This window comes from Fischerella sp. (genome assembly GCF_013388695.1).
Lineage (GTDB): Bacteria > Cyanobacteriota > Cyanobacteriia > Cyanobacteriales > Nostocaceae > PCC9605.
This window is the reverse complement of record NZ_JACAEU010000204.1, coordinates 20,603-32,673: the sequence shown is the minus strand read 5'-3', so window position 1 is coordinate 32,673 and position 12,071 is coordinate 20,603. Positions and strand designations below refer to the sequence as shown.

9 protein-coding genes are annotated in these 12,071 nt (G+C 44.9%); 6 read left to right on the top strand and 3 right to left on the bottom strand.

The features are described from left to right. Positions 1–96: 96 nt before the first annotated feature. Positions 97–237: a type II toxin-antitoxin system HicA family toxin gene (locus tag HXY43_RS26320; protein WP_290890068.1), complete on the bottom strand. Its 141-nt coding sequence runs from the start codon at positions 235–237 to the stop codon at positions 97–99. 359 nt (positions 238–596) lie between these two features. Here HXY43_RS26320 and bchB point away from each other — a divergent pair, with 359 nt between their 5' ends. Beyond that, the gene (gene bchB / locus HXY43_RS26315) at positions 597–2,123 is read left to right on the top strand and encodes a ferredoxin:protochlorophyllide reductase (ATP-dependent) subunit B (protein ID WP_290890065.1); all 1,527 of its coding nucleotides are present in this window, start codon (positions 597–599) and stop codon (positions 2,121–2,123) included. 128 nt (positions 2,124–2,251) lie between these two features. On the opposite strand, the gene glpK is transcribed toward bchB, so the two are convergent. Beyond that, on the bottom strand, positions 2,252–3,757 hold the full coding sequence (gene glpK / locus HXY43_RS26310; protein WP_290890062.1) for a glycerol kinase GlpK: 1,506 nt from the start codon (positions 3,755–3,757) through the stop codon (positions 2,252–2,254). Positions 3,758–4,087: 330 nt separating this feature from the next. On the opposite strand from glpK, the gene HXY43_RS26305 reads away from it, so the two are divergent. The 4 genes from HXY43_RS26305 (at position 4,088) to aroF (ending at position 6,903) form a co-directional block, all read left to right on the top strand. Then, on the top strand, positions 4,088–4,672 hold the full coding sequence (locus tag HXY43_RS26305) for a hypothetical protein (RefSeq protein WP_290890059.1): 585 nt from the start codon (positions 4,088–4,090) through the stop codon (positions 4,670–4,672). 121 nt (positions 4,673–4,793) lie between these two features. Then, on the top strand, positions 4,794–5,063 hold the full coding sequence (rpsO, locus tag HXY43_RS26300; RefSeq protein WP_026731450.1) for a 30S ribosomal protein S15: 270 nt from the start codon (positions 4,794–4,796) through the stop codon (positions 5,061–5,063). Between the two features lie 14 nt (positions 5,064–5,077). Further along, positions 5,078–5,539 (top strand): PAM68 family protein, encoded by a 462-nt coding sequence (locus HXY43_RS26295; protein ID WP_290890054.1) that lies wholly within the window; start codon positions 5,078–5,080, stop codon positions 5,537–5,539. A 305-nt stretch (positions 5,540–5,844) separates the two neighbouring features. Then, positions 5,845–6,903, top strand: a complete 1,059-nt coding sequence (aroF, locus tag HXY43_RS26290) for a 3-deoxy-7-phosphoheptulonate synthase (RefSeq protein WP_026731448.1) — start codon at positions 5,845–5,847, stop codon at positions 6,901–6,903. Between the two features lie 63 nt (positions 6,904–6,966). On the opposite strand, the gene HXY43_RS26285 is transcribed toward aroF, so the two are convergent. After that, complete coding sequence (locus tag HXY43_RS26285) at positions 6,967–10,452, bottom strand: response regulator (protein WP_290890049.1); 3,486 nt, start codon at positions 10,450–10,452, stop codon at positions 6,967–6,969. Between the two features lie 975 nt (positions 10,453–11,427). Between HXY43_RS26285 and HXY43_RS26280 the strand changes: the two genes are divergently transcribed. After that, positions 11,428–12,045 carry a GNAT family N-acetyltransferase gene (locus tag HXY43_RS26280; RefSeq protein WP_290890046.1) on the top strand — a complete coding sequence of 206 codons (618 nt, stop codon included), beginning with the start codon at positions 11,428–11,430 and terminating at the stop codon, positions 12,043–12,045. Positions 12,046–12,071: the final 26 nt, after the last annotated feature.

Sequence of the window (12,071 nt, the reverse complement as noted above, 5' to 3'; positions counted from 1 at the left end):
TTTAATTATGTAAAAAAAGAAACTGCGAAGCATCATTATTCAAGCCCCCAATTTTAATTGTGGGGATTTCAATTTTGAATTTTGAATTTTGAATTTTTAATTGGAGCGAAGCGAGTGACTACCCTTAGACCTTTTTTCTTCAAAGCCAAAAGCTTCTAAAAGATAGCGCACATCATCAAAACTGACTTCTGGAGGTCGCCTGAGAAATTCCTCCACTAATTTTTTTAATTTGCCCATTGAGCGATAGTATCATATATAGTATCACATTCATGCTAAAAAATAGCATGATTATGCTACGGTCACAACTTGCAGCGATCGCCATCCGCAATCATTCCTTGAAAGTTCTCGAATGCTAAGGAATTTAGCAAAACGTTAATTTTTATTGAACTTTAGCAACACAAACGTTGTTTTAGTCGATTCCCCAATCCTTATCAGCAACGACATTTCAGACATTAGTAGGGGATGTAAACTTACAAGAAGCCAACTACTGCCAGGCCAGAACTTTTGAGAGAATCAAAAACGATTTAATAATTAAACGCTAAAAGTCCACCTCTTATTCGGGCACACTTGGTTTAATTTCAAGGGAGAACACTATCATGAAATTGGCTTACTGGATGTATGCAGGCCCTGCCCATATCGGCACTCTGCGGATCGCCAGTTCTTTCAAAAACGTTCATGCCATCATGCACGCACCATTGGGCGATGACTACTTTAACGTCATGCGCTCCATGCTGGAACGAGAGCGGGACTTCACCCCAGTAACTGCCAGTGTTGTTGACCGCAACGTTTTGGCACGCGGTTCCCAAGAAAAGGTAGTAGACAACATCACCCGCAAGGATAAGGAAGAAACCCCAGACCTGATTGTTCTTACCCCTACCTGCACCTCCAGTATTCTGCAAGAAGACCTGCAAAACTTTGTGGAACGGGCGCAGTTGGAAGCTAAAGGCGATGTGATGCTAGCGGATGTAAACCACTATCGCGTCAACGAACTGCAAGCAGCCGATCGCACTCTGCATCAAATTGTCCAATTCTATATTGAAAAAGCTCGCAAAAAGGGCGAACTCCCCACAGGTAAAACCGAAAAGCCCTCCGTCAATATCATCGGTATTTCTACCCTCGGCTTCCACAACCAGCACGACTGCACCGAGTTGAAGCGGTTGATGGCTGACTTAGGTATTGAGGTAAATGCTGTTATCCCTGAAGGTGCTTCCGTTCACGAGTTAAAGAATCTGCCTCGGGCTTGGTTCAATCTCGTACCTTACCGCGAACTTGGTGTAATGGCAGCTCGTTACCTAGAAGCAGAATTTGGGATGCCTTACATAGACATCACTCCAATGGGTGTAGTAGAAACTGCTCGTTGCATCCGTAAAATTCAGCAAGTAGTTAACGCCCAAGGCACTGATGTCGATTACGAAGAATTCATCAACGAGCAAACCCTGCATGTATCGCAGGCTGCTTGGTTCTCTCGCTCAATTGACTGTCAGAACTTGACCGGCAAAAAAGCAGTAGTCTTTGGTGATAATACTCATGCCGCTGCCATAACCAAAATTTTGGCACGGGAAATGGGCATTCACGTTGTCTGGGCTGGAACCTACTGCAAGTACGATGCTGATTGGTTCCGCGAACAAGTCAGCGAATACTGTGATGAAGTTATTATTACCGACGACCACGGCCAAATTGGAGATGCGATCGCTCGTGTCGAACCTGCTGCTATCTTCGGTACGCAAATGGAACGCCATGTCGGTAAGCGCCTGAACATTCCCTGCGGTGTGATTGCAGCACCCATCCACATCCAGAACTTCCCTATTGGTTACAAGCCATTCTTGGGTTACGAAGGTACTAACCAAATTGCCGATTTGGTATACAACTCCTTCACCTTAGGAATGGAAGACCATCTATTAGAAATTTTTGGTGGACACGACACTAAAGAAGTTATTACCAAGGGCATTTCAGCCGAATCTGACCTCAACTGGACTAAAGATGGTCTAGCAGAATTGAACAAGATTCCTGGCTTTGTGCGTGGTAAAGTAAAGCGCAACACCGAGAAATTTGCTCGTGAGCGAGGCATCAAAGATATCACGGTTGAAGTGCTGTATGCTGCCAAGGAAGCTGTAGGAGCTTAATTCCAATTCTCGCGCGATAGAAAATACCCTGGGAAATGATTCTGACAATCCCCACACAAAGCGCAGCAGCGTGTGGGGAAAACGTCAAATCCAATCCTCAGTCCCTAATCACCAATCCCCAATCCCTTTTACTCCACCCAATGCTTAGCCCGTTCCACTGCCTTTTGCCAAGTGGTAAAGTTAGCTATTGCATATCCACTGCCAACACCAGGCGAGAAATAACGGTCTATTTGCCGCTGTCGTACCAATTCCTCATAACTATCCCAAAATCCTGCCGCTAGACCAGCCGCCATTGCAATACCCTGAACAGTGGTATCGCGCATAACTGGACGTTCCACCGGAATACTTAACACATCTGCCTGGAACTGCATGAGGAAATTATTCTCACATGCACCACCATCCACTGTTAATTTCTGTATGGGTGCGCTGCTAGATCCACTGATTGCTTGCACGACTTCCTTGACTTGGTAGGCGATCGCTTCCAAAACAGCACGTACTATATGCTGCGATCGCACTACTGCGGTAATGCCAAAAAAGGCTCCCCTCGCACTCATATCCCAGTGGGGTGCGCCCAGTCCGCTAAATGCAGGTACAAAATATACACCGCCGTTATCATCAACTTGATTGGCGATCGCCTCTGTCTCATCAGCAGTTTTAATTAGTTTGATGCCATCCCGCAACCATTGGATACACGCTCCACTAGTAAACATACTACCTTCTAGAGCGTAGCCTACATCTAAACTGCCATTATGGTTTTGCGTCCATGCTACTGTAGAGATGAGTTGACGTTGAGAACGCACAATTTCTGAGCCAGTGTGAGCAACTAAAAAGCTACCAGTGCCGTAAGTACATTTCATTAAACCAGGGCGATCGCACCCGTGACCAAATAAAGCTGCCTGTTGATCGCCCAAGACAGCAGTGATGGGGATTTCCGCACTGATTACAGTAGTATCGGTGACACCAAATTGTCCTAAACTAGGCTGAATTTGGGGCAAGATCTGAACAGGAATTTTAAATAAATCCAGTAGAGTTTGATCCCATGCACAGCTTGCCAGATTCATCAACATTGTACGGCTGGCGTTACTGTGGTCAGTAGCATGAACTTTTCCACCTGTTAGTTTCCACAATATCCAAGTATCAATTGTGCCAGCTAAAACATGATTGAGGTCAATACCTGTCACATGATCTAACAGCCATCTGAGTTTGGTAGCAGAAAAGTAGGCGTCGATAACCAAACCAGTGCGATCGTAAATCTCCTCAGCATACCCTTGTGCTTGTAATTGATTGCACAAAGGAGCAGTGCGACGATCCTGCCAAACGATTGCCCGATGCAGAGGTTTTCCAGTGATTTTATCCCAAATTAAACAGGTTTCACGCTGTACGGTTAATCCTACCGCCGCAATATCACTGGGTGCTATTTGAGCATTTGCGATCGCAGTTTGCATCACCCAGCAACTATCTTGCCAAATTTCCTCGGCGTCATGCTCTAACCATCCAGGCTGAGGATAATACTGCGTTAGTTCTTTGTATGCCTGCCCAACAATTTTGCCAAGAGCGTCGAATACAAAAGCGCGGTTGCCTGTTGTACCTAAATCCAGTGCCAGGATGTATCCTGATGATGGGGTTTTACTCATTGTTTTGAATAATTTGCGCTCTTGTCAAATCAGTATATGTTGAAATTGGTGAGTGCAGGCGATCGCATTCAAGTAGAATAGCAGCTACCAACAGAAACTTAGCTTTGCATAAACACTTAGAATTTGAGATAAACTTACAACCTTAGTACATAATTATACAAATTCATAACGAATTAAATTTATAAAGACTCCGCGCCCCTCTGCGCCTACTCTGCGCTCCTGGAGCGTTTAAAAAAGCTACGATTTTACGCAAAGCTGTACTAAATTCTGTTACTTAACTTTCACAATTGGGATTAATAATATAAGTAATTTCACCGTTCAATTACTTATATGCAGTATCCTCTTGAACTCACGTTTAAATTCTGGGCATTTGCACCCCAAATGTCAGTAGTTGATGCTCAGGGAAATTTGGTATTCTACGTTAGACAGAAACTCTTCAAACTCAAGGAAGCAATTACCGTCTTTGCTGATACGGAGCGAACCCAACCGCTTTACTACATAAAAGCCGATCGCATTATTGACTTTTCAGCTCGCTATAACTTCACCGACGCCAGCGACATCCCTATTGGTGCTGTGAAAAGGCGAGGCATGAAATCCCTGTGGCGTGCGCGTTATGACATCTTTGATGGCGAAACATCCACCTTAAACATCCAAGAAAAAAACCCCTGGATCAAAGTTATGGATGCTCTATTTGCAGAACTGCCAATTGTGGGGATATTCAGTGGTTACGTGTTTAACCCAGTCTATTTAGTCAGCCGTGAGGATGGCACAGTTGTGATGCGTTTAGAGAAAATCCCTTCTTTTCTCTCTAGAAAATTTACGATCAAACCAGTCGATCAAATGAGCGATCGCGAAGAAAAGCAGGTGTTGTTAAGTTTGATGATGATGCTCCTGCTGGAAAGGACTCGCGGCTAGTTAGGATCGGGAAGATTAGCCCTAATCTATGTTTTGCAGCAGTGCCACAACATACAGCATGATGGCTGTGATAATATGAGAAACTGCTGCATCAATTTAGAAAGAAATAATTAATTGGATCATGGCTCTGACGCAACAGCGCAAACAAGAGATAATCTCGCAATACCAAGTTCATGAAACCGATACCGGCTCTGCCGATATCCAAGTTGCCATGCTCACGGAGCGTATCAACCGTCTTAGTGAACATCTCCAAGCCAATAAGAAGGACTTTTCTTCTCGTCGAGGCTTGTTGAAGTTGATCGGTCAACGTAAACGCCTTTTAGCCTATATACAGAAAGACGATCGGGAAAAATATCAAGCATTGATTGCCCGTCTCGGTATTCGTGGATAGGAAACTACCGCCTTATGTCTGCTGAAGAATCTGAACGCTTACCCTTTGAACCGAACAAAAAGCGCCAAAAACCAGCCAAAGCTACGAGTAAACCGACCGCTGCCAAACCAGAATCCCCAAAAAAGGAAAAGAAACCACGTAATAGCAAAGAAGAAGTTGGAATACCTCAAGTAGTCAGCCAACGGATGATACGCCGCGTCGCTGGCTTTTCTGGAGTGCCAACTTCTTTGGGTATTCTCACCCTCATTGCCAGCTATCTACTTTTGACCCAAGCTGGTATCAAACTGCCTCCTGTCGCCGTGTTACTGGTAAATATGGGATTCTTTGGTTTGGGAGTGTTGGGAATCTCTTACGGTGCTCTTTCTGCTTCTTGGGATGAGGAAAGAACCGGAACTCTGTTGGGTTGGAATGAATTTACCACCAATTGGGGACGGATGGTGTCAGCTTGGCGTGAATCTCGGCAGAAGAACATATAATTAATAGCGCTCAGATATCATATGCCAGCTGATTCGGGAATATAATGTTTTCCGTGTATTGAGTAGGTTTGAGAAAAATGTTGAAGTTTACGTTTCACAACTTCAACATTACTAAACTAATTAAAAATTTATAATTTTTTTATACTCAATACTAGCAGTAGCAAAACCACTGAGCGCTATATTTTTTAACTACTTTAGGGTCAGGACGACTTCCCAAACTTCGCCCTCAAAATAATGTTTTATATGTTTATATTTGTCCACTTACTTGGATAATAGCTAATAGCAACTAGCAATTAGCAACTGACATGATTGTAGTTATGAAAATTGGTTCCCCTGAGGCGGAAATCAACCGCGTCAGTGAGGAACTTACCACTTGGGGGCTGACTCCAGAAAAAATAGTTGGTAAGCACAAGGTAGTAATTGGTCTAGTAGGTGAAACTGCCGATTTAGATCCGTTACAAATTCAGGAAGTTAGCCCTTGGATTGAGCAAGTACTAAGGGTAGAACAGCCGTACAAACGAGCTAGCCGCCAATTCCGCCACGGAGAAGCCTCTGAGGTAGTGGTAAATACTCCCGATGGGGCTGTGACATTTGGCGAACACCACCCCTTGGTAGTGGTGGCTGGCCCTTGCTCAGTCGAAAATGAGGAGATGATCGTCGAGACGGCGCGGCGCGTCAGGGCGGCTGGAGCTAGGTTTCTGCGTGGTGGCGCATACAAACCCCGGACTTCGCCTTATGCCTTTCAAGGTCATGGTGAAAGCGCTTTAGAATTACTTGCAGCAGCGCGAGAAGCCAGCGGACTGGGCATCATTACAGAAGTTATGGACGCTGCTGATTTAGATAAAATCGCAGAAATTGCCGATGTAGTTCAGGTAGGTGCGAGAAATATGCAAAACTTCTCCCTACTAAAGAAAGTGGGAGCACAACCAAAACCTGTTCTCCTCAAGCGCGGAATGTCGGCAACTATTGAAGAATGGTTAATGGCTGCTGAATATATTCTGGCAGCGGGAAATCCAAATGTAATTTTATGCGAGCGGGGAATTCGCACTTTTGATCGCCAGTACACCCGCAATACCCTGGATATATCAGCAATACCAGTATTGCGAAACCTGACTCACCTGCCGATTATGATTGACCCAAGTCACGGTACAGGTTGGGCAGCTCATGTACCTTCAATGGCAATGGCGTCTATTGCTGCTGGATGTGATTCTCTGATGATTGAGGTTCACCCCAATCCGAAGAAAGCTTTGTCAGATGGTCCTCAATCTTTAACACCAGAGGCTTTCGATCAGTTGATGCAAGAACTGGGAGTAATTGGTAAGGCTGTTGGGCGCTGGCCGCAACCAGCTGTGGCTTTAGCATAGCAGTTTTAAGTTTTTAAAGGCTACCAAAAGCTCCGTCTGAATTTTTGATTCAGACGGGGTACTTCACCGATTAGCCATTAGTTCTGGTGTTAGGGCGAAGGTAAGAACAGTTTCATCTACTCCTTTTAGTTCTAGCGGACTACCTTTAATAATTTCTTCTTCTTGCAAATAATCCGCGACGGCAGCAGAAACCAAGATAGTACCAGGAGCTGCTGCTTGTTGCAACCTAGCAGCAATATTTACGCTTGGGCCAATTGCTGTATAGTCGGCGCGTTCAACACTACCAAACATACCTACAACAGCAGTACCTTGGTGGATACCACAGCGAAACTGCACGCTCTGACGTTCGGTAGTGTCGAAAACACCTTGCTCTCGCCAGTGTTCGTTTAACTGTTCTAGCGATCGCAGCATTGCTCTAGCTGTATTGACGGCACGTCGCACCTGTTCATTAGGTGTCAGTTCTTCCGGCGCTCCAAACAAAGCTAGAATGGCATCTCCCATAAATTTATCCACAGTGCCGCCGTTATCAAACACTGCTCTGGTCATTACTTCTAAATATTGATTCAGCAACTCTGCCACCCGTCGCGATCTGAGGGTATTTGCTAGCTGGGTAAAACCGACAATATCACTGAATAAAACTGTAATTAAGCGCGGTTCCGGTCGCAAATCCAAGACTAAATCTCCGGCTGCGGCTTTTTGCACCAAAGCCGGAGGCAAAAAGCGCTGGAGTACTGATTCAGTCAGATAAGTATTTAGCTCTACAACTCGTCGTTCATTTTCTTTTAAGGCCAGGAGATTTCGTACTTCTGCCAAAAGTTCTCGGTCATTAAATGGCTTGGCTAAATAAGCATCTGCACCACGTTCTGTACCTTCAATGCGAGTTTCTTCATCCACTTTTGCCGTTAACAGGATAATTGGCGTTCCTTTCAATTTCTCCTCGTTACGGATCATCTTAATCATCTCTAGTCCTGATACCAAGGGCATCATCAAGTCGCTGACAATTAAACTAGGTACAATTTCCTTAGCGAACCGGAATCCTTCTAAACCATTACGCGCTGTCCGCACTTGATACCCACTGTCGCGGAGAATACTGGATACATAGGTTCGCAGATCTGGATTGTCGTCTACCACCAGGATTGAGGAGTGGGGGAAAGTAGAAAAATCAGTGTTCCCCTCCTCTGTCTCTCTTCCACTCCTCATTTCCTCTTCTATCAGCTCTAAATCCGCCAACTCTATAGCAGCACGGCTAATATTAACTTCAGCAGGTGCATCCATGACCTGACTCTGAGGTAGGTGAGTGCTACCAGCAAGCAACCAGACGCTAAAAGTAGTGCCTTCACCATAAACTGATTCCACGGTAACTTTACCACCGTGGAGTTCCACCAATTCTTTGACTAAAGCTAAACCCAAACCCGTACCTTCATAGGAGCGGTTTTCTGAACCTTCAGCTTGACGGAAACGTTCAAACAGCAAGGGGATTTGTTCTTGAAGAATGCCGATACCAGTGTCTTTTACTGTCAAGATACAATTATCACCATGAGATTTTACTCCTACAGTAATAGTGCCGCCTTCGGGAGTAAATTTCATGGCATTAGACAGGAGGTTGTAAACCACCTTGTCGAATTTTTCCATGTCCAAGTACACTCTTAGACATTCACTCGTCTCATTGACTAGATGCAATCCTTTTTTCTCACAATAAGGGCGGAACGACTCGACAATTTGGCTAACAAATTCGACTAAATCGCAGGGACGAAAATTTGGCTGCATTCGACCTGCATCTAAGCGTTGCAGATCCAGAAGTTGATTTACCAATCGCAACAGGCGACGGGAGTTACGCAGGGCGATCGCACTTTGTTCGTAAGATAATCCCTCTTTAGAAGCTACAGCTGACTCTAACGGCCCTTGAATGAGGGTAATCGGCGTACGGAATTCGTGGGAGATATTTTGGAAGAATTCGGTTTTTTGTTTATCTAGTTCCAGTAAACGTTCTGCTTGTTCGCGGGTTTTTTGGTACAAGTGAGATTGTTGCACTGCGATCGCCGCTTGCGCTGCTACCGCTTTTGCTAACTCAATTTCTGAAGTTAACCACTGACGCGCTTTATTACCTTGACGTAGAGTAATACTACCGATGCTTTTACCATCAGCAAGTAAGGGAACTACCATGAGCGATCGGGCTGGCACTCGTAAAGGCAAATCAAATCCCTTGATCTCTGGTGAACACTCACTCATGTCAGCAACGATCGCCGGCTCTTGCGTCCGTAACATTTCTTGCAGAATTGGATTTCCTTTGATCGGTGCTTGAGATTGAGGTAAGTTGGGAGCGCCGATTTCCTCAGTATCTATTGGCTTTTTAGTTGCTGCATCTTCAGAACTGTCATATAAGCCCACGCAACGGACAAACTCATCATCTTCTGTCCATAAAGACAGAACACAGCCATCCACTTGCAAGGCTTGCCCTAATTGTTGGGTGATAGCTGCAAAGATATCTTGTGGGTCTAGGCTAGAGCGAATAGCACTGGTAATCGTATTAATTAGGGTTTCCCGTTGAGCAAGGGCGCGTACTTGCTCGTAAGCATAAGCCTGAGACAAAGCTAGGGCTGCTTGATCTGCTACAACCGTCACCAACTGCACTTCGTCATCACTCCAGACGCGGGGCGCATGGCATTGGTGCAGTGCCAGCACAGCCATAAGTTCTTGTCGGCAGATTAGAGGCACAACCAAGCTAGAACAAATATTAGCTTCAGCAAAAGCAGCGGCACGCGATCGCAATTTGGGAGTATCACCCTGGATGCGTTCATCGCTTATTACATCATTAATTATCTGTGCTTCCCGGGTTTCCCAGACTGTCTGAGCCAACAGAGGTGATGGGGTGGTGGGGTGGTGGGGTGTGCTGGTGCTTTTTTCTCCCCCTCTCCCCCTCTCCCCCTCTCCCACTCTTTGAGAGAGCGCCTTCTGGTAAATAAATCCTTCGTCTATCAGCTGGTTATCCTGGAAAGGACGTAAGAGGCAAACATCCACTTCCAGCATATGACCAACTGTGTCCACAATTGTTTGCAGAATTTGTCGATAATCTAAAGCACCTCGAATCGTATTTGTGACGGTGTTGAGCAGGGATTCCTGACGAAGTGTGCGAGTCAGTTCACGAGTGCGGGCTTTGAGGACATTGTGGGTATCCAAGGCTTGGCGCACTACTGCTTTGAGTTCCTCTGCTTCCCACGGTTTGGTGACGTATTTGAATACCTTACCAGAGTTGATGGCTTCTACCAAGTCTTCGACATCTGTATAGCCAGTCAAAATAATGCGGATAATGTCGGGATACTGAGTTGCTGTCAGACTTAAAAATTCTGTACCGCTCATCATCGGCATTCGCTGGTCAGAGATGATTACTGATACATCTCCCTCTTGCGCCAGCAGATCCAATGCAGCTGGGCCAGAACTCGCCCTCAATACCTTATAGTCGCGATAAAAGGTGCGGTAAAGCAAGTCAAGGTTGTCAGGTTCGTCATCGACAACTAAAATTTTAGGCTTATTGTTTGCTTGGGATTTCATGCACCGCTTTCCTGCTGCAAAGGCAGTGGGATAAACAATAATCTGATCAGATAGAGATGAAACTGACTCAGGTAAGAGCAGAGCATTTCGACGACCTAGGCCGTTTGCCTACATGACTGCTGACTGGAAGAATTAGCTTACAGTCATATGCCGATTGCCATTTGCTCTGGTGCACCCCAATTAGTTTTATGCTCAGTGTTAGTCTTACAGAATTTGTCTTTGCTTGCCACATCTCTTCTCACCTCCAGTGAGAATTGTCGTATATCATACACAGCAATCCAGACTGGCTGAAAAATCCAACTGAAGCTGCATATTAATTTTTCCCGTGGCAGCACCGACACTAACACTTTTAGGTAAATTTTATTTATGACAGTCATTATCAAGTTAGCAACCTTACAATAATTAAGATGAATGGGCAAAGTATACTATCAGACAAATAGCCATTTATAATTTAGCCATCAGGATGAGCGGCAAGGCAACTGATAGTATTAGCTTAAGTAGGGGTTAGGTATTAGGGATATTAATTCGAGCAAATGCGGCATGAGGTCTACAACCCCTAAATATGAATTAGGATTAGGTCATAATATTGAGATAATGTAGGGGAATCACCGCCTTGGGGAGCCAGCACATCAGGGTGAATCAGCGCTGCGGGAGGGTTTCCCTCTTCAGGCGACTGTGTAGACGCACTTACCTGCCACTCCCACTTCTCGTAGAGTAGGGAAGTTCTCTCTCCGTTGTAGCGACTGGCGTTGGCTTCGCCGACTTAAAGCGTCTACTGTCAATAAGGAAGCTTTAACCTCTGCTAACTAATTGTAGTATCTTAGATTTTAGTGGTAAGGGCAATCAACCACTTTCTAATAAACCCTTCTAGCGCCAAGTTGAATGAACTTAGTAGTTCTGAGTTTTCACACAGGTTGGATGCTGTTTTAGGATATTTGAAGATTTTCGTTCTATCAATTCAACACGAAACTAGCCTTGACACCTTGGTTTTTCCAACAATCCCATCAACAGCCAGTCACAGCATCCGCCAAGCAAACTTCCTGTCGGTTCCTAATCCGTGCGGCTACACCTGCTGATTTGACTGAAGTTGCCCAAATTATTGCTGAAAGCTTTCATTCCCAAAAAGGTTTCTGGGGATGGGCTTTTCCTTTGCTACGTCTGGGTATTTACGAAGATCTAAGACACCGTCTGGCATCACCTGCACCCCATCACGTCTGCTTAGTTGCTGTTGATACTACTGCTGGTACAGCTAATAACATAGCTGGCACTGTAGAATTAGGTGTGCGATTCAGCGATTATTGGACTGAGGCTGGCAGAAGCTTTCCTTATCTGTCTAATTTAGCAGTTTGCTCAAAATATCGCAGACAAGGTGCTGCTTCACAGCTACTTGAAGCTAGTGATAAAGTTGCTAGAGAATGGGGATTTGAAGACATATATCTCCATGTTTTGGAAAATAACCATCAGGCACAGCAACTTTATTTTAAGTTCGGATATCGAGTACATAAGGTTGAATCTAATTGGAATACATTCTTTTTTAAACGCTCACAGCAGATATTATTGCATAAGCATCTTTTACTGAATTCAACAAGCTAGCTTTCTGTTTGTATAAGTAAATTTGG

What these genes read in the sequence shown, in the direction of transcription:
- HXY43_RS26320 (WP_290890068.1), bottom strand. Translation starts at nt 237, where the DNA reads ATGGGCAAATTAAAAAAATTAGTGGAGGAATTTCTCAGGCGACCTCCA.
- bchB (WP_290890065.1), top strand. Translation starts at nt 597, where the DNA reads ATGAAATTGGCTTACTGGATGTATGCAGGCCCTGCCCATATCGGCACT.
- glpK (WP_290890062.1), bottom strand. Translation starts at nt 3,757, where the DNA reads ATGAGTAAAACCCCATCATCAGGATACATCCTGGCACTGGATTTAGGT.
- HXY43_RS26305 (WP_290890059.1), top strand. Translation starts at nt 4,088, where the DNA reads ATGCAGTATCCTCTTGAACTCACGTTTAAATTCTGGGCATTTGCACCC.
- rpsO (WP_026731450.1), top strand. Translation starts at nt 4,794, where the DNA reads ATGGCTCTGACGCAACAGCGCAAACAAGAGATAATCTCGCAATACCAA.
- HXY43_RS26295 (WP_290890054.1), top strand. Translation starts at nt 5,078, where the DNA reads ATGTCTGCTGAAGAATCTGAACGCTTACCCTTTGAACCGAACAAAAAG.
- aroF (WP_026731448.1), top strand. Translation starts at nt 5,845, where the DNA reads ATGATTGTAGTTATGAAAATTGGTTCCCCTGAGGCGGAAATCAACCGC.
- HXY43_RS26285 (WP_290890049.1), bottom strand. Translation starts at nt 10,452, where the DNA reads ATGAAATCCCAAGCAAACAATAAGCCTAAAATTTTAGTTGTCGATGAC.